Below are 19,281 nucleotides of genomic sequence, written 5' to 3'. Positions count from 1 at the left end.
GTGGACGGGATTCGAACCCGCGACCCCCTGCGTGACAGGCAGGTATTCTAACCAGCTGAACTACCACTCCGAACAGGGATGATGTTTATGAAAGACATCAAAAATAAATGGTGGGTGATACTGGGCTCGAACCAGTGACCCTCGCCTTGTAAGGGCGATGCTCTCCCAACTGAGCTAATCACCCGAATCGTAAAAAACAATTCGATATCAGGACTATAAATAATGGCGGAGTGGACGGGATTCGAACCCGCGACCCCCTGCGTGACAGGCAGGTATTCTAACCAGCTGAACTACCACTCCGAACAGGTTTTCAAAATTGGTGGGTGATACTGGGCTCGAACCAGTGACCCTCGCCTTGTAAGGGCGATGCTCTCCCAACTGAGCTAATCACCCAATTTTGAATCTACTTATAATCACTTAAACTTGTCTCAACAGTGTTGAGCTTGCTTAACTGATGGGCGTATTATAAGTACTTAGCGCCCTTTGTCAAACACTTTGCGCGCTTTTTTTATATATTTTTGACATAAAAAAACCCCTCAGAATTTAACCTATTGATTTGATTAAACTTGAGGGGTTGGCTGTTAGATAAAAAAGGTTTTATCTTAGTTAACAGCTTCTTTTAGTGCTTTACCAGCCGAGAACTTAGGAACTTTAGCTGCAGGGATCTGCATCTCTGCACCAGTTTGAGGGTTACGACCAGTACGAGCTGAACGCTCACCTACTTTAAACGTACCAAAACCGATGATGGCTACAGAGTCACCAGAGCTTAAAGCTTTTGTGACTGTTGATACAGTTGCTTCAAGAGCTTTTGCCGCATCGGCTTTCGTTAAACCAGCTTCTTCAGCGATCGCACTAACTAATTCGGTCTTATTCATGATTTGAGTTTCTCCATAAGTATTAAGTATTCTTTCCACCTTTTTAGGCTTGCAGGTAGTTATATCAGCGTTCATTATTTACTGTCAAGCCTGATTACACTAAATTTGCACATTTTCAGTGTCTTTTTGGGCTTTTTTTATGAATTTCCTTGGTTGACTGCTTATTTGCAACCAATTTTTCCATTTCGGCATCCTTCATACTAATGTCCGAAACTTGGTCATCTATGTTTGGCAAACTTTCTAAAGCAACTTTAAAGACTTCATCAATCCACTGAACAGGATGAATATCTAAGCCCTCTTTGACTTCTTCTGAAATTTCGGTTAAGTCTCTTACATTTTCATATGGAATTAAGACGGTCTTAATACCGCCACGAGATGCAGCAAGCAACTTTTCTTTAAGTCCCCCTATCGGTAAGACCTCCCCTCTTAGAGTAATCTCCCCTGTCATAGCGACATCAGATCGCACGGGAATCTGCGTTAAAACAGAAGCAATGGCGGTACAAATGGCAATACCCGCGCTTGGGCCATCTTTTTTAATCGCGCCTTCAGGAAAGTGTAAATGGATATCCTGTTTCTCATAGAAGTCGTCAGATAACCCCAATTCTTTTGAGCGGCTACGAATAACACTCATGGCTGTCTGAGTCGATTCTTGCATCACACTACCCAGTTGTCCTGTTGAAGTGTTTTTGCCTTTACCAGGCATGGCTGTTGCTTCAATACGGAGCAAGTCTCCACCAACGCGTGTCCAAGCAAGACCTGCTACTTGACCGATCTGATTGGTTTCATCAGCCAGGCCAAAACGGTACTTGGCCACACCTAAGTACTGTTCAAGCGTATCAGGAGTCACTTTAATGGGCGGTTTGGCTTCGTCTGTTACAATCTCTTTTAATGACTTACGACAGATTTTTGCTAGGTTTTGGTCGAGTAAACGCACCCCTGCTTCACGCGTATAGGTTTGAATAATCTTCAAAATGGTCTCTGAAGGAACTTCTAACTCGCCTTGTTTCAGACCGTGGTCTTTTATTTCACGTGGTAACAAGTGTTGAGTGGCAATATTGAGTTTTTCATTTTCGGTATATCCTGCCAGATCAATAATTTCCATCCGATCTAGTAATGCCTCAGGAATATCCATCGAATTCGAGGTCGCGACAAACATGACATCTGATAAATCATAGTCAACTTCCAGGTAATGGTCATTAAAGGCTTTATTTTGTTCAGGATCTAATACTTCTAATAAAGCACTAGCAGGATCACCACGCAGATCACGCGCCATTTTATCGATTTCATCTAAAAGAAATAATGGATTGCGTGTCCCGGCCGTTTTCATTTTTTGGATAATACGTCCTGGTAAGGCACCTAGATACGTTTTACGATGCCCTCTAATTTCGGCTTCATCTCGCACACCGCCTAATGACATACGTACATATTTACGATTCGTCGCTTCGGCAATAGAACGGGCTAAAGACGTTTTACCGACCCCTGGAGGCCCAACAAGACACAGAATCGGCCCTTTCATCTTATTGACGCGCTTTTGTACTGCCAGATACTCGATAATGCGTTCTTTGACTTTCTCAAGTCCATAATGCTGCTTATCAAGAATCGTTTGCGCTTTATTTAAATCTTTTGAAACCCGCGAGCGTTTTTTCCATGGAATATTAATCAGCCATTCGATGTAAGTACGGACAATATTCGACTCAGGGGATTGTGGTGACATCATCTTGAGTTTTTTCAGCTCTTCTTCCGCTGCCTTAAGCGCTTCCTGTGTCATACCGGCTTGTTCAACTTGTTCTTTTAAACGTGCAAACTCACTGACGCCATCTTCAGATGAATCCCCCAGTTCTTCATGAATCGCCTGTAATTTGGTATTTAAATAGAAATTACGCTGTGTTTGATCCATTTTCTTCTTCACGCGAGAATTAATACGCTGCTCAGATTCCAATAAATCAATTTCAGTTTCGATGGTTTTTAAAATGTGCTCTAAACGATCATTAATCGTTAAAATCTCAAGCAAGGTCTGTTTCTCTTCGATGCCTAGCTTTAAATTGGCCGAAATCGTATCAACCAATCGATTCGGGTCGGTGATCTTTTGCACACTTTTAAGTACTTCAGAAGGAATTTTCTTCTTTAGGGCAGCATAATCTTGAAAGCGTTCTTGAATGGTTCGAACCAAAACAACGCCGTCATTATCCAATTGCTCGTCTGATTCGACCTGTTGAATATCGCCCGTTAAAAAGTTTTCTTCATCGTTTAATGCCAACAGTTCAAAACGTTTGACCCCTTCTACCAATACTTTTAAGGTGCCATCCGGTAACTTTAACAACTGAAGAATATTCGCCATGACACCCGTTTGGTACAAGTTATCAATAGTGGGCGTTTCTTCTGTTGCATTTTTTTGCGTTACCAAAAAGATTTGCTTATCTTCTTTCATGGCTGCATTTAACGCATTCATTGACTTGGGCCGTCCTACAAACAAAGGCACAACCATGCCTGGAAAGACAACGACATCTCTCAGCGCTAATACAAAGACATTTGTTTTGAATTCAATTTGGTCAATATCCATAATGCGTTTTATCCATTTAGTATTTTTATAATCAGCTCATGAAGAGGTGAGCAAAATCAATGAAGGCATGCCACCTTCTTTTTATCCTATATAAGGATAAAAAGAGTGGATTTCAAGTGTAGATGTATAGGAGAACTGGCTGTGAATTAGCTAGAGACTTTTTCTTTGCTGTCTTGATACATCAACATAGGCTTTTTAGTGCCTTTAATAACTGCCTTATTAATGACTACCTTTTCAACATTTTTCATGCTCGGCAAGTCATACATTGTATCAAGCAAAGTTTTTTCCAAAATGGATCTTAATCCACGCGCACCGGTTTTTCTTTCAATAGCGAGGTTGGCAATTTCAGATAATGCATCTTTTCTGAACTGAAGTTCAACGCCTTCCAGTTCAAACATTTTCTGATATTGTTTAACCAAAGCATTCTTAGGTTCGGTTAAGATCTGAATAAGTGCTTTTTCATCCAACTCTTCAAGTGCTGCCAATATCGGAAGACGCCCTACGAACTCAGGAATAAGACCGAATTTAACCAGATCTTCTGGTTCAATGTTTTGGAATTTTTCTGAAACGGTCGCCTTCTTATCTTGCGACTTCACTTCCGCTGAGAAGCCAATACCAATATTTTTCTCGGTACGCTGTTCGATAATTTTATCTAACCCTTCAAAAGCGCCACCAACAATAAACAGGATTTTAGACGTATCAACCTGAATCATATCTTGATTCGGATGTTTACGACCCCCTTGAGGTGGAATGCTCGCAACCGTTCCTTCAATCAACTTCAATAAGGCCTGCTGAACCCCTTCACCGGAAACATCTCGAGTAATCGAAGGGTTTTCAGATTTACGCGTAATCTTATCGATTTCATCAATATAGATAATACCGCGTTCCGCTTTTTCGGCATCATTGTCACAACGCTGCAGTAGCTTCAGAACGATACTTTCGACATCTTCACCCACATAACCGGCTTCGGTTAAGGTGGTGGCATCCGCAATGGCAAAAGGTACATCCAATAATCTGGCCAGTGTTTGTGCCAATAAGGTTTTCCCAGACCCGGTCGGCCCAATCAACAAGATGTTACTTTTGTTGAGTTCGACTTCATCTTTCTGATGACCGCTTTCTAAACGACGATAGTGATTATAAACCGCGACTGACAATACTTTTTTCGCCTGGTATTGTCCAATGACGTAATCATCCAGAATCTGGCTGATTTCATGCGGCGTAGGCAAATGATCCAGCTCAAACCCGCTTAGTTCTTCTTCGCCGAATTCTTCTTTTAAGATATCGTTACAGAGTTCAACACATTCATCACAAATATAAACCGAAGGCCCTGCAATTAATTTTTTTACTTCATCTTGCGCCTTACCACAAAATGAACAATATAAGGTTTTTTCACTCATCTGACTGCCTTCTTTTCTTAATTTAACGACGTGTTAAAACTTTATCGACCAATCCGTACTCACAAGCTTCATCTGCACTCATGAAGTTGTCGCGATCAGTATCATTTTCAATGATTTCGATAGGTTGCCCTGTATGATCAGCAAGCGCTTTGTTTAACTTCTGTTTAATTTGCATAATTTCTTTCGCATGAATCTCAATATCCGATGCTTGCCCTTGAAACCCGCCTAAAGGCTGGTGAATCATTACGCGAGAGTTTGGTAAAGCATAACGTTTTCCTTTTGCGCCAGCAGACAGTAAAAACGACCCCATACTCGCTGCTTGACCAATACACATTGTACTGACATCCGGCTTGATAAAACGCATGGTATCATAAATTGCCATACCCGCTGTAACACTCCCACCCGGTGAGTTAATGTATAAATGAATGTCTTTATCTGGGTTTTCAGACTCTAAAAAAAGTAACTGGGCAACAATTAAGTTGGCCATATGGTCTTCAACCTGCCCTACCAAAAAAATAACACGCTCTTTTAATAAACGAGAGTAAATATCAAAAGATCTTTCCCCTCGACTGGTTTGTTCGATAACCATTGGAATTAGTGCGTCCTGAATCGGTGTAGAATGCATTCAAATAAACCTTTGTAATTTATGTATTTAGGGATAACTTGCAGGATTTTCAATGAAAGAATCAAGCGTATTATCTTTAATTTTGATTAATAGATGGCTCTATCTTAGCTTTTTATTAGGCAAAAAAAAACTTAACCTTGTTACAAAATTACATATTTTCGTAACAGAAGTTAAGTTTTTAAGTTTGACGCGCTGTTGCTTACGCAGCAGGCCCAACAATTTCTTCAAACGATTTAGAAACTTCTTTCGCTTTTGCTTCAGAAAGAATCTTATTGGTGATCTCTCTTTCAACTAAGATCGCATCAATTTCTTTTTGCGCTTGAGGATTTTTCGCATACCACTCAATCACTTCTTGAGGATCTTCATAAGAAGAAGCTTGATCTTGGATAAATGCTTGACGCGCTTCATCTGTTGCTTCGATCTTATACTCTTTGATTACTTCACCTAGAATCAATCCAATCTTAACGCGCTTTTCAGCTTCTGGCTTGAATGCATCAGCTGTTAAGCCAATATCTTCTGCTTTAAGACCTTGTTGTTGGAATTGCTCAAGCTGACGCTCCATCAATGCATTCGCTTCTTGATCGATCATTGCCTGTGGTAGTTCCGCTTCGACTTTTTCTGCTAAAGCATCTAGAACCGCTGTACGGTTTTTGTTTTCAACCGAACGCTTAAGTTCTTTTTCCATGTTTGAACGGATTTCTTTAACCAATGCTTCTTCCGTTCCTTCTTCAATGCCGAATTCTTTGACGAATTCTTCATTAATTTCTGGCAGTACCTTGGTTTGAACTGAGTGAACGGTAATATCAAAGGTAACCGTTTGCCCTTTAAGTTCATCAGACTGATAATCTTCAGGGAAAGTTACTTCAATCGTTTTTTCTTCGTTCTTTTTCATGCCAACGATGCCGTCTTCAAAACCAGGAATCATTCGGCCAGATCCTAGCTCTAAAGGAACTTCTTCAGCTTTTCCACCTTCAAATTCTTTACCATCTTTCTTACCGACGAAGTCGATGATAACTTGATCACCTTCTTTGGCTTTTTTGTTACCATTCGCAGGTTTCCAAGCCATTTTCTGCTCACGAAGACGTGTGACCATTTTCTCAACATCTTTATCCGTGATTTCAGCTGTGACTGTTTCAATCTTCAGGCTGGAAAATTTTGGCAATTCCAATTCTGGGAATACTTCAAAAGTTGCTGAGTAGATAATATTACCATCTTTCTCATCTAACTCTTGGAACTGTGGGTAGCCTGCAATGTTTAGAGATTCTTTTGCAACTGCGTCATAAAAAGACTGTTGTACGGTTTCACCCATCATTTCTTGACGAACTTGACCGCCATAACGTTTCTTAACCACGCTCATTGGTACTTTGCCAGGACGGAAACCATCCATTTTAACTGTACGGCGCATTTGCGCTAAACGTTGCTCAACTTTACTGTCTAAATCACCCGCTGGAAGCGTGACATTAATTTTGTGCTCTAGACCTGTTTCTGGCTTTTCTACTGTTACTTGCATGTGTTTAATCTCAAAAATTAAAATCCGGTTAGACGTGAACGAAACTTCTTTTCCGCTCGGCGGCTTTACTCTATATATAAAATAAACGGCAAATTATACTGATTTTATTAAAGTAATGAAAGACATAGCCCTAAATTAATACAGGGATATTCCTTGGAATCCAAAGTTATGATAAAATATTTCTATCAATATATTTATGATTTATATCTCAAAAAAGAGAAAACCATTAATAAAACTAAAGGGTTAGAGAAAAATGACAATTGAAAGATTTATGATGATTATGGTGGGAAGTATGGTGCTTCTTTCTGCAATTTTAGCGTATATGGTTTCAGCAAGTTGGTTGCTGTTAACAGGGTTTATCGGTCTGAACTTATTAATTTCTGGGATTACAGGCTTTTGCCCGATGGTTTATTTCTTGCGTAAAGCAGGCTTGAAACACGGTTGTGCTTTCCGCAACTGCTAAACGCTAAAACCATTCATCTGCGACATGTTAGGTCTAAATATCATGCCGCAGATTTTATGCTTCTTAAAATGAATTCGTGATATCTTCAATTTCAGCTTCCAATAACAACCACTCTTCTTCAAGTTCTTCAACCGATGTTTTCAGTTGTGCCTCTTGCTTTAAGATTGATTTAAGCTCTTCTGCACGACCCGCTTCATATAAACTTGCATCTTCCATTTCAGCATGCAGTTCAACCAATTGTTTTTGTGCTTCAGATAGTTTTTTTTCTACTTTTGACAGTTGTTTAGTCTGATTTCGAGTCGCTTCTTTAAGTTGTTTCCGATAATGCGCATTCTCTTGGCGCTGAGCTTTTTTATTGGCTCCACTACCATGATGAGATTGTGAAATTTGACCAGGCCTGGCTGTTTTTTCGGCTTTAATCTCCGCTTGCTTTTCCTTTAACTCTCGTAGTCGTTGTTGTAGATAAGCCTCTAAATCCCCATGATAACGTTCAACTCGTTGGTCATGCACCCACCAAAACTGGTCGACAATACAAGTTAATAAATGCTGGTCATGCGTTACTAGAATCAATGCGCCTGAAAACTCTTGCAATGCCATTTCTAACGCATCGCGTGTTTCCATGTCCAGGTGGTTGGTCGGTTCGTCCAAGATAATCAGATTTGGTTTTTGATACACCATCAACGCTAAAGACAAACGTGCCTTTTCTCCACCAGAGAAATACTTGATTGGATTTAAGGTCTTGTCATGTGAAAAACCAAACTGCCCTAAAAAGTCTCGCGCTTCTTGGTCTGTCACCCGTTCCATATTATCTTTTGAGAGCGCCAACATATGCGCTAGTGGCGTTTGATCTAAGTTTAAAGACTCTAACTGGTGCTGTGCAAAATAGCCTATTTTCAGTCCTTTGCTATGAACCAACTTACCAGACTTAGGTGTATTTTCTTTAATTAATAACTTTAAAAGTGTCGACTTTCCTGAGCCATTAACCCCAACCAACCCTATTCTATCGCCTGCGCGAAGCGTTAAATCAACTTCATTCAAAATCAAATGATCGTCATAGCCAAAACTCAAGGCTTCAGAAAACAGCATTGGGTCGGGCAAATGATCTGGCTCGGCAAAATGAAACTGAAACGGGTTGCTGGCTTGAACCGCAGCAACGGATTCAATGCGTTCCAACGCTTTAACACGGCTTTGTGCCTGTTTGGCTTTAGATGCTTTGGCCTTAAAACGCTCAATAAAGGATTTCAGATGCTGCATTTGTTGCTTTTGCTTGTCATGCAACGCTTGTTGCTGCATGAGCTGTTCATTACGCTGGTGCTCAAATGCGGCGAAATTACCGGAATAATATTGAATTTTTTCCTGATCAAGATGAGCAATCCCTTGTACCACTTCATCTAAAAAGTGCCGGTCATGCGAGATGACAATGACAGCACCAGAAAAGCCTTTTAACCATTGGATCAACCAGGAAACGGCTTCAATATCCAGATGGTTGGTCGGTTCATCTAACAGCAACAAATCGGCTCGTTGCATCAAAGCACGCGCAAGTTTTAGTCGAACTTGCCATCCCCCTGAAAAGGCTTCAACAGGTTTATCAAACTCAGTTTCTGAAAACCCCAAGCCAAATAACAGTTGCTGTGCTTTTTGCGGAACTTCATACCCTGAAATGCGATCCAGCTCATCATAAGATGTCACCAAGGCGTCATGATCATTTGCCAGTTCCGCTTGATCGATTCGAGCTCTGGCGTTGGCGTAAAGCGTATCTCCGGTTGTGACATAGTCAATGGCCGAAAAAGACAAATGCGTTTGCTCTTGTTCAACATAGCCGATTTGCCAGGTATCGGGCATGGCAATATTGCCAGCTTCCAACGAAGCTTCTTTCAAAATAGCTTTTAAGAGTGTTGACTTACCGGCACCGTTTTGGCCGATTAAACCGACTTTTTGACCTGGATGTAACGTTAATGAGGCATTTTTTAATAAAGGTTTTAACCCTGCCATTAAGCTGATGGACTGGATATTGAGCATAAAGTTAAGGCGTTTCCGAAGGCAGGATAAAATGCCCTTCTGTTAATTGGTATTGGCGATCCATTTTGGCAGCCAGTTTTAAGTCATGTGTAACAACGAGTAATGCAGTATTTTGCTCTTGGTTTAGTTCCAACATTAAATCAAACACTTGCTGAGCAGACGTTTCATCTAAGTTTCCTGTCGGTTCATCCGCTAACACACAAGCTGGTTTCGTAATTAAAGCACGTGCAATCGCCACTCGTTGTCGCTCACCACCCGATAGTTCTGATGGCTTATGATGTAAACGATGTCCGAGTCCGACTCGTTCAAGTAATGCTTTTGCTGATTTTTCGGCCTCTTTCGGAAGGGTTCGCCGAACACGTAAAGGTAACATCACATTCTCTAACGCATTCAATTCTGGCAACAAGAAATGAAACTGGTAAACAAAGCCCATGTATTGATTACGCAAACGCCCCCGTTTAACTTCATTTAAATCAGAAAACGCCTGTGACATCAGCGACACACTGCCATTTGTTGGCTTATCTAGGCCCGCTAACAGGTGCAATAAAGTACTTTTTCCAGAGCCAGAACTTCCAACAATGGCCACTTTCTCATTTGATCTGAGTTCAAAATCTAACCCTTTAATAACGGGGGTTTTGAGTTTGCCATCGCGATATTCTTTTTCGAGGTTCGAGGCTTGTAAAATTAAATCACTCATAACGTAATGCCTCCGCAGGTTGTGTCTTGGAAGCACGTCTAGCCGGATAAACCGTAGCCAATAAAGTCAAGGCAAACGCTAATCCGGAGACTGTCCAGACATCGTCCCAATGTAAATCTGATGGAATCTTACTGATATAGTAGATGTCGGCTGGGAAAAATTTAAAACCAAATATGTTTTCGATAAATGGCACAATCACATCGATATTTAATGAAATGGCAATACCACCGGCGATCCCTAAAACCGCACCGAAGGTTCCAATAATGAGCCCTTGAACCATAAAAATAGCCTGAACACTACCAGGTGTTGCCCCAATGGTTCTGAGTACGGCAATATCCTTTTGCTTGTCGGTCACGACCATCACCATGGTTGAAACGATATTAAATGCCGCCACCATAATGATGAGTGTCAGCACAATAAACATCATCCGCTTTTCCATTTCGATGGCTTTAAAAAAATTGGAGTGTTGCTGTGTCCAATCTCGCATATAAAGCACATCATCAATATTTTCGGCAACGGCCTCTCGGACATCTTGCACCGCAAACATATCATCTAGCCGTAATTGCAGCGCAGATACTTGATTCCCCATTTTGAAAACACGCTGTGCATCCGCCATATGGACAATCGCCAAGGCACTGTCATATTCGTGCATTCCCACCTCAAACAATCCAGAAACCGTAAACCGTTTTAAGCGAGGCACAACACCCATTGGTGAAATGGATGCCTGAGGTGCAACAAGCGTAATCTTATCGCCAACAGAAACGCCCAACCCGTTCGCTAGCTCTGTTCCCAATATGACGTTGTACCCTTTCGACTCTAAATCGGATAGATGCCCATACACCATTTTAGATTCGACATCCGCCACCTGTCCTTCATATTTAGGCAATACACCACGGACTAAAACACCTTTTACTCGGTCCCCATGAGTCAGCATACCTTGCCCCATTGCATTGGGTGCCGCACCCTCAACATGAGGCAATTGTTTTGCAACTGAATAAAGATTTTGCCAATGATTTAAGCGCTCGCCACGTTCAGACAAGGTGACGTGAGCCGTCATGTCCAAAATACGATCACGTAGCTCTTGCTGGAATCCATTCATAATAGACATGACTGTAATCAAAGCAGTCACCCCTAATCCAATTCCAAGCATGGAGGATAAAGAGATAAACGAAATAAACCCATTTCGACGCTTGGCGCGGGTGTATCGATAGCCTAACAATAACTCAAATGGCAATTTGAACATAAAAGAAGCCCTTTAGTAGCTAGTCCTGTGAGTTGATCGGTTGAAAAACAGGTAAACCGATATTAAATAAAATGGCCCAAATGCGTAAGCTGAAAATAACCACCACCGATAAGATGACCGCCAAATCAACAGCAAGGTTTAAATGCACTAAAACCAGCAACAAACTAATTCCAACAAATGAGGCGGTGGCATAAATCTCTTTACGGAAAATCAATGGAACCTCTCCCATTAACACATCACGAATCACACCGCCGACCACACCTGTCATGACACCTGTCATAATAATAATGGGATCAGACAACCCGAGCGCCATGGCTTTTTGCGCGCCGATAACACTAAAAACGGCTAACCCTAACGCATCAAGATACAATAGTAATTTGATGGGAATTTCTTTAATTCGTGCATAGAAGAATAAGAACAAGGTCGAAAAGACCACCACGTAAATATAAATATTATGCTCAACCCAAAACACGGGTTGATTCAGGATTAAGTCGCGCAGAGTGCCGCCACCAACGGCCGTTACCATGGCAATTACAATCGCGCCAAATAAGTCGAGTTGTTTTCGACTGGCAGCCAGTAACCCAGTCATGGCAAAGACAACTGTTCCCAGTAAATCGAGGTAATAAAGGGTTTGAACTAAATTCATGGCGGTTATTATAAAGCAAAGCTTTCCATGAAAAAGAGACTTTCTAAAGAAAGGTGAGACTTAATTTTTTAATATCATTCTTTTGATTTGAGGATGCATTATATCCAGTGAGCAGAAACAAAAACACCCTCTTGTAGAGGGTGTTAAATAAAGCAAATAACCAGTTGTTATTTATCAGATTTTAAACGACTGATACCAAGCATTTTCATAATATACTTTTGGTAAATAGGCTCAGAATTACCTGCCTTCATATTACGAATAAAGTATTTTTCAAACGCAATCTTGGCCAGATGCACCCACTTACCTTGTTTTGCCCAAGTTAAGTTACGCGGTGGAATCTGTGGCAAGGCAACAAATGCAGCCCCTGTATCACCCATATCTGCTAAACAAACCGTATTCCAAGTCGGTTCTTCATGTGCATCTTTCCCTTCAAGGTTCGCTTGAATGTTATGACAAATCGCTGTCACCATTGATTCAATCATCAAACCTGTTTTAGGCGTACCCACTGGAACTGGCGTTGCTTCAACAGGTGGAATTGCAATCCCTACACCTAAGGCATAAATATTATGGTAAGTCGGGTTACGGCTGAAGCTATCCACTTTTACGAATCCACGAGGGTTTACTAGAGGTCCACCCATGTTTTCAGGCTCAGCAAGTTCTTGTAAAAACTTAGACCCTTTAAAGGCTGGCAGCATCATTGAATATTTAAAAGGTAATTCATGTTGTTCAATGACTTCCCCTTTATTATTGTGCTCATCAACATACATTTTGCCGTCTTCAATCTTGGTGACTTTGGCATTACAGATCCAGTTAATATGACGGTTACGCATTTCAGCTTCCATCAAACCTTTTGAATCACCAACACCGCCAAGCCCTAAATGCCCAATATAAGGTTCAGACGTAACGAATGTCATTGGTACTTGGCTACGAATCTTACGCTTACGTAAATCCGTTTCCATAATCATTCCAAACTCATAAGCTGGACCGTAGCATGAAGCACCTTGTACCGCACCTACAACAATCGGACCCGGGTTTTCACAAAACTCTTCCCACTGCTCAAACGCTTCACTGGCATGCGGTGTTGTGCAAACCGAGACAGTATTGCCCCCTTGACTTTTCGGTCCAAACCCTTCAATTTCTTCGAAAGCCAGTGCAGGGCCTGTCGCAAGAATAAGGTAGTCATAGTCCATTTCTGTCCCATCAGCCAGGGTCAATTTATTATTGGGTGCATCAAGCTTAGTTGCTGTTTGATGATAAAACTCAATTCCTTTTCTAGTGAGATGCGGCTCTAACTTGAAAGAAATATCTTCAGGTTTACGCCAGCCTACAGCTACCCACGGGTTAGACGGGACAAAGTTAAACTCATCAATTGCATTTACAACCTTAATCGTGTGCTCTTTACCTAATTGCTTACGAACATCATAAGCCATTGGTAAACCACCAGTGCTTGATCCAACTACAACAATTGTTGCCATTTTTCGTTCCTTTTCATTAGTATCTTTATTTTTATTATTAGACGTTCAGGGATTAGGCGAAAACACCTTTTTCTAAAAACTAGGGCTTTCAGCCGTCTTACAAAGTTCTTGTGCGGCAATAATGAATCATTCGTATTCAAATTAAAAATAAATTTTTCGTATACATGATAATAAAAAATACTAATTTATATGAGGTTATTATTTTTTTATTGACGTAAACGCAGAACCGGTAACAACACTAAAATAATATAAGAAGCCAATAAAACCGCAAAAATTGTAATGAAACTAGCTTGCTGAATTAAATTATTTGGATGAAAACTCAATATAAATAATCCGACAATTAATAGTTGTGTTGTGAGCCAAATAGGCCGCCCTACCGTGCTTAAGGCAAACCGATGACAAGATTCTTCATCGCTGAAATAGCCACGTTTGGATTTCAAATATCGGGAGAAATAATGTATGGCATCGTCTAGCACCATCCCTAGCGGAACAATCAAAACAACAGCCGAAATAGTGGCGGTTCCTTGTAGGGAAAAGTAAGCTGCCAAGACTAAAACAACAGCTAAAAAACTGCTTAGCAGGGTCATCAAAGTTATTTTAAGGTCTTGCCAAATTATTAATAGTAAGCCAAAACTGGCTAATAACATGACACCGACTGAACTGAGCATTGTTAAAGTTTGTGATAAATAAACCAGGCTGATTAAAGTCACGACAATAGACACCCCAACCGCCCACTTGATAGCTCGTGGGTGTTGTTGAATTCGACTGATCAAGTCGATCAGGCCATGACGATCATCATAATGACCAACTCGGAATTCCAGAAAAAACCGTAATAAGATGATAGGGAGCCATGAATACAACGTCAGATAGCTGATAATCGCACCGGAAACCACAATCCACGCCATACTGGTAAAACTGGAATCATACCAAGCAGCGACCACAAACCCGAAACAGGTGGTGACATTCGATAATAAAATCGGGGTTGCATTTTGCTTTAAAGCTTCAGCAAGCGCATCATGCTGAAAACTTCCTCTGGCCAACTCTCGTAGCAAGGTAGAGAGAACATGAATCAAATTACTCATCATCAAGGCGATGACCACGACCCACCCTAAAACAGAGTGATCGTTAAACGGAATTTTGAACCAAGCCATTAATCCTGCCAGCATAAATAGCACATAGCTACTCAATAAAAATAACAGGCCTCCCGTTTTTACGGAATCCATTATTTTCATTGCCCAAAGCGACACCCCTAAAAGACTGAGCAATATATAAATGCCGCTTTGCAGATCCATCAAATAGAAATGGTTAAAAACGCCTGAAAAGACGGTCAATGAAATAAGGGTAAATAATGCGACCAAGCTCTTATTGTTGTGCCCCATGATTTGTATCCAATTAAAAGCCCAACGTCCCGTCATGGTTTGATTGCCTCATTTTTCGTTTTCAACGTGTTCCTCCCCTGAAAAACGATATTTTGTTAGAATAACGACATTTTAAATTAGTCCATAAATATCATGTCAAAAAATCACTCGCCCTATGCCTTATTGGAGACTGGCCAAATCACTCTTAAAGGCCAAACCTCGACCTGGGTGTTAAACAACCCTTCAGAAAGCGCCCTTGCCCTCATTGAAAAGGCACGGAATGCGCCAGGCCTGGCTGTTTTATTGACTGAAAACATGGCGGAAGCCAATAAATATAGTGAATTATTGAGATTTTTCTCTGACACAGATTACCCTATTCTGAGTTTTCCTGAATGGGAAACTCTGCCTTATGATCAGTTTTCACCACATCAAGACATTATTTCACAACGACTGAAAACGCTATATCAACTGCCCTCCACAAAAAAAGGGCTCCTTATCTTACCGGTCAGCACGCTGATTCAAAAAGTGGTGCCGCATCCGTTTATTGAAAAATACACCTTTTTATTAAAGTGCGGTGAAACTGTTGATATAGAAGCTTTTACCAGCCAGTTGGAATCAGGCGGCTACCAACGAGTGAGCCAAGTTATGGAGCATGGTGAATTTGCGGTTCGAGGCTCGATTATTGATTTATATCCGATGGGCAGTCGAACCCCCTTTCGTCTGGATTTATTTGATGATGAAATCGAAACCATTCGAAGTTTTGATCCAGAAACTCAACGCAGTGTTGATACGATCGAGCAAATAGAACTACTCCCTGCAAAGGAATATGACTTAACCCCTGAAGGAACGGCCCTTTTTCGTCAGAATTTTCGCACACACTTTGGAGACGATGCGAGAAACAGCCAACTTTACCGTTCTGTTAAAGATGGGCAGACCATTGACGGGCTAGAGTATTACTTGTCTTTGTTTCATACAAATATCGCAACACTATTCGACTACCTGCCTGAAGATTGCCTTTTCTTCAACCAGGGCGATCTTCAAGCACAAATTCGGCAAAATTGGCAAGACTATCAAGAACGCTATGACATTGCGCAGCACAATCCAGATTACCCTATATTGCCACCTTCAGAACTGATTTTGTCTGAAAATGAAACCTTTACTGCCCTAAAGAACTTTCATCGTATACAGTTTTCACAACAAGCAACCGATAAAGCAACGGCTACCTTTAAAACGTATCCATTACCCGACTTAAGTATTCAATCAAACAGTGAATACCCGTTGGCGAAACTGACTGCGTTTCTGGATCAATACAAATCCAAACACAATGGCCGCGTTCTTTATTGTGCTGAATCGACCGGGCGACGAGAAACCTTATTAACGATTTTGTCAAAACAGCCACAGTTTAAAGACAAACTTCCCAAACAAATTGAAAACTGGCAAACGTTTAAAACGTCAAACGCTCCTTATGAAATCATCGTGGGACCACTTGAAGACTCTGTTTATACCGATGATTTTTGCATTATTTCTGAAGCACAGATTTTCGGGCAAACGGTCATTCAAAAACGTCGTCGCAAGCGTAAGCATTCCGAATTTGAAAGTGCCATTTCCAACCTGATTGAATTGGACTTGGGTCAACCTATTGTGCACTTCGACCATGGTGTTGGGCGCTTTCTAGGCTTAGAAACAATGACGATACAAGGCGAAGAGCATGAGTTTCTCATGATTCAATATGCCGGGAATGCCAAACTCTATGTGCCCGTCACGTCTTTACACCTCATCAGTCGTTATACAGGTGCCAGTGCTGAAACAGCACCTTTGCATAAACTTGGTTCAGACAAATGGGATAAGGCGAAACGCAAAGCCGCTGAAAAGGTACGAGATGTTGCGGCGGAATTGCTCGACATCTATGCACAGCGAGAAGCCCGCCCTGGATATGAATTTAAAACAGATGAAGAAGCTTATGCTCGCTTTAGAGCGGGATTCCCTTTTGAGGAAACGCCAGATCAAGAAACAGCTATCGAATCGGTCCTGACTGACATGAAATCCAATAAACCAATGGACCGATTAATCTGCGGTGATGTTGGTTTTGGTAAAACGGAAGTGGCAATGCGAGCCGCATTTGTTGCCGCTTATTCAGGCAAGCAAGTTGCTGTTTTAGTTCCCACCACGCTGTTATCACAACAACACCTGGAAAACTTTAAAGACCGCTTTGCCGACTGGCCCATCCGCATAGAAGGTTTGTCCCGCTTTCAAACCGCTAAAGAGACTAAGCAGATTATTGAAGCGGTTAAAAACAATCAAGTCGATATCATTATCGGTACGCATAAACTGATTCAAAATGACATGCAATTCGGCAACCTGGGACTCATCATCATAGATGAAGAACATCGTTTTGGTGTGCGTCAGAAAGAACAGCTTAAAAAGCTACGTACTGAAGTCGATGTAATGACGATGACAGCAACGCCGATTCCTAGAACTTTGAATATGGCAATGAACGACTTGCGGGATTTATCCATTATCGCCACTGCGCCGGCAAAACGTTTGGCCGTGCAAACTTTTGTGCAAGATTGGAACCCGGAGGTTGTCAAAGAAGCTTGTTTACGAGAAATACGCCGTGGTGGACAAATTTATTTGCTATTTAATAACGTCGATAAAATTGAACATATGGCAGAAGAAATACAAGCCTTGCTGCCTGAAGCAAAAGTTCAAACCGCACATGGACAAATGCATGAACGCGAGCTTGAACAAGTCATGCAGGATTTTTATCACCGACGCTTCAATATTCTTGTCTGTACCACCATTATCGAAACAGGGATCGATATTCCTACGGCAAATACCATCCTCATTCACCGAGCTGATAAGTTCGGGTTAGCACAACTCCATCAGTTGCGCGGACGTGTTGGGCGTTCTCACCATAAAGCCTATGCGTATCTTTTCACCGCTGGAAAAGCGCTGATGACAAAAGATGCCGAAAAGCGACTTACCGCGATTGCGAAGCATGACACCTTAGGGGCCGGCTTTATGCTCGCAAGTCATGATTTGGAAATTCGAGGTGCGGGTGAGTTGCTTGGAGATGGTCAATCAGGCCAAATCCATGAAATTGGTTTTGGGCTTTACTCAGATTTGCTTGATCGAGCCGTCAAAGCTTTGAAATCGGGGAAACAGCCTGAACTAGATGCCAAACTCCATACCGGAGCAGAAGTTGAACTGGGCATGCCAGCGCTCATTCCAGAAGATTATTTACCGGATATTCATACTCGATTAGTGTTTTATAAGCGTATTGCCAGCGCTGAAGATAATCATGCTTTACAAGAACTGGAAGTGGAAATGATTGATCGTTTTGGGTTGTTGCCGGATCAGGTTAAAAACTTGTTTGAAACCACCCGTGTGAAATTGGTCATTGACGCTTTAAATTTGAAAAAAATGGAAGCCAGTGAAGCAATGATTCGCATCCAATTTGGTTCCAACCCTAACATCAACCCACTGGAATTGATTAAGTTAATTCAAAACCACCCTAAGAACTATCAGTTAAAAGGGCAGATTGAATTAAAATATTTCGATACAATGCCAGAGATGAAACAACGAATTCAAGCTATCGAATTAATCGTAGCCACTATTTCAAATAAGGAATAAGCCTTTATGCAATCCCGACTGTTCTTTACATCCGCTTTACTTTTCTTGGCAAGCTTCTCATTACACGCTCAAGCAGAAACAGAAAAAAACTTGCCCAAGTATCAAGTTGAACTGATCGTCTTTGAAACCTTAGCTTTGAGAGGTTGGACAGAAGAATACTGGAGAGAAGACTTACCGCTGATCGATATGGAAGGCACTCTCGACGTGCCCTCTTTACCTGAACAACAATTCATGCTCTCATCTGAAGAAGAAAAAATGACGCCTGAAAAAGGCTATTACATCTTGTATCATCGTTCATGGATATTACAAGGCGCATCTGAAGAAGACAGTCAACCCCTTAAGATAGAAGAGTTACCGGAAGAAGATTATCAGCCTAAACTGTCAGGGACATTAAAATTCTATAAATCTCGTTATGCCCATGTGCGTTTGCATCTCGAGCTGGAAAGAAAAATCCCGCACCAGGTCAGAGAGGAGTTTGCAGCCAATCAAAGTATAGACCCTGAAATGCTTCCGGAATTCTGGCGTTTTCAATTGCAAGAATCCCGAAAAGTTAAGTCCGGGGAGTTGCATTACTTTGACCACCCTATCTTTGGTGCCTTGGTTAAAATCCAATACAAGGGCCGTTAATTAAACATCCGGTTCTTTCTTTTCTTTAAGATCATACATTCAACTCGTAAGTGCAACGTTCTTATTCCAAAACACTTCATTTGGTGTTTTGTATCCTAAACACTTTCTGGGACGGTTGTTGAGTTGTTCAACAACCGTATCTATTTCCAACTG

At 41.3% G+C, this 19,281-nt stretch carries 14 protein-coding genes and 3 tRNA genes; 3 read left to right on the top strand and 14 right to left on the bottom strand.

Annotation, left to right across the window (positions count from 1 at the left end; translation table 11 throughout):
• Positions 1-108: 108 nt before the first annotated feature.
• The 8 genes from P8629_RS11390 to tig form a co-directional block, all read right to left on the bottom strand.
• Positions 109-184 (bottom strand) — tRNA-Val (locus tag P8629_RS11390).
• Between the two features lie 39 nt (positions 185-223).
• A tRNA-Asp gene (locus tag P8629_RS11385) sits at positions 224-300 on the bottom strand.
• Positions 301-317: 17 nt separating this feature from the next.
• Positions 318-393 (bottom strand) — tRNA-Val (locus P8629_RS11380).
• A 209-nt stretch (positions 394-602) separates the two neighbouring features.
• Positions 603-875, bottom strand: a complete 273-nt coding sequence (locus tag P8629_RS11375; RefSeq protein ID WP_011370603.1) for an HU family DNA-binding protein — start codon at positions 873-875, stop codon at positions 603-605.
• A gap of 115 nt (positions 876-990) precedes the next feature.
• Entirely contained in the window at positions 991-3,435 is a 2,445-nt protein-coding gene (lon, locus tag P8629_RS11370; RefSeq protein ID WP_278166256.1) for an endopeptidase La, read from the bottom strand.
• Between the two features lie 146 nt (positions 3,436-3,581).
• The gene (clpX, locus tag P8629_RS11365) at positions 3,582-4,832 is read right to left on the bottom strand and encodes an ATP-dependent Clp protease ATP-binding subunit ClpX (protein WP_278166255.1); all 1,251 of its coding nucleotides are present in this window, start codon (positions 4,830-4,832) and stop codon (positions 3,582-3,584) included.
• A 22-nt stretch (positions 4,833-4,854) separates the two neighbouring features.
• A complete protein-coding gene (gene clpP, locus P8629_RS11360; protein WP_278166254.1) occupies positions 4,855-5,457 on the bottom strand; it encodes an ATP-dependent Clp endopeptidase proteolytic subunit ClpP in 603 nt (200 codons plus the stop codon).
• A 199-nt stretch (positions 5,458-5,656) separates the two neighbouring features.
• A complete protein-coding gene (gene tig, locus P8629_RS11355; protein ID WP_278166253.1) occupies positions 5,657-6,967 on the bottom strand; it encodes a trigger factor in 1,311 nt (436 codons plus the stop codon).
• A gap of 253 nt (positions 6,968-7,220) precedes the next feature.
• Between tig and P8629_RS11350 the strand changes: the two genes are divergently transcribed.
• On the top strand, positions 7,221-7,430 hold the full coding sequence (locus P8629_RS11350; RefSeq protein WP_278166252.1) for a YgaP family membrane protein: 210 nt from the start codon (positions 7,221-7,223) through the stop codon (positions 7,428-7,430).
• A 63-nt stretch (positions 7,431-7,493) separates the two neighbouring features.
• Here the strand turns inward: P8629_RS11350 and P8629_RS11345 are convergent, their stop codons facing one another.
• The 6 genes from P8629_RS11345 to P8629_RS11320 form a co-directional block, all read right to left on the bottom strand.
• A complete protein-coding gene (locus P8629_RS11345) occupies positions 7,494-9,449 on the bottom strand; it encodes an ABC-F family ATP-binding cassette domain-containing protein (RefSeq protein WP_278166251.1) in 1,956 nt (651 codons plus the stop codon).
• Between the two features lie 4 nt (positions 9,450-9,453).
• Positions 9,454-10,146 (bottom strand): lipoprotein-releasing ABC transporter ATP-binding protein LolD, encoded by a 693-nt coding sequence (gene lolD / locus P8629_RS11340; RefSeq protein WP_278166250.1) that lies wholly within the window; start codon positions 10,144-10,146, stop codon positions 9,454-9,456.
• Positions 10,139-11,389: a lipoprotein-releasing ABC transporter permease subunit gene (locus P8629_RS11335; RefSeq protein WP_278166249.1), complete on the bottom strand. Its 1,251-nt coding sequence runs from the start codon at positions 11,387-11,389 to the stop codon at positions 10,139-10,141. Before P8629_RS11335 ends, lolD begins: the two co-directional genes overlap by 8 nt.
• A gap of 19 nt (positions 11,390-11,408) precedes the next feature.
• Entirely contained in the window at positions 11,409-12,035 is a 627-nt protein-coding gene (locus tag P8629_RS11330; RefSeq protein ID WP_278166248.1) for a trimeric intracellular cation channel family protein, read from the bottom strand.
• Between the two features lie 167 nt (positions 12,036-12,202).
• Positions 12,203-13,510: an NAD(P)/FAD-dependent oxidoreductase gene (locus P8629_RS11325; protein ID WP_278166247.1), complete on the bottom strand. Its 1,308-nt coding sequence runs from the start codon at positions 13,508-13,510 to the stop codon at positions 12,203-12,205.
• A gap of 206 nt (positions 13,511-13,716) precedes the next feature.
• Entirely contained in the window at positions 13,717-14,925 is a 1,209-nt protein-coding gene (locus P8629_RS11320) for a hypothetical protein (protein WP_278166246.1), read from the bottom strand.
• A gap of 96 nt (positions 14,926-15,021) precedes the next feature.
• On the opposite strand from P8629_RS11320, the gene mfd reads away from it, so the two are divergent.
• Positions 15,022-18,501: a transcription-repair coupling factor gene (gene mfd, locus P8629_RS11315; RefSeq protein ID WP_278166245.1), complete on the top strand. Its 3,480-nt coding sequence runs from the start codon at positions 15,022-15,024 to the stop codon at positions 18,499-18,501.
• 6 nt (positions 18,502-18,507) lie between these two features.
• Positions 18,508-19,128: a peptidoglycan binding protein CsiV gene (locus P8629_RS11310; RefSeq protein WP_278166244.1), complete on the top strand. Its 621-nt coding sequence runs from the start codon at positions 18,508-18,510 to the stop codon at positions 19,126-19,128.
• The last annotated feature ends 153 nt before the right edge of the window (positions 19,129-19,281 follow it).

Origin of the sequence: Hydrogenovibrio sp. 3SP14C1 (assembly GCF_029625905.1) — a bacterium.
In the GTDB taxonomy this organism is placed as follows: domain Bacteria; phylum Pseudomonadota; class Gammaproteobacteria; order Thiomicrospirales; family Thiomicrospiraceae; genus Hydrogenovibrio.
The sequence above is the reverse complement of the archived record's forward strand: the minus strand, read 5'-3'. Positions and strand labels throughout refer to the sequence as shown.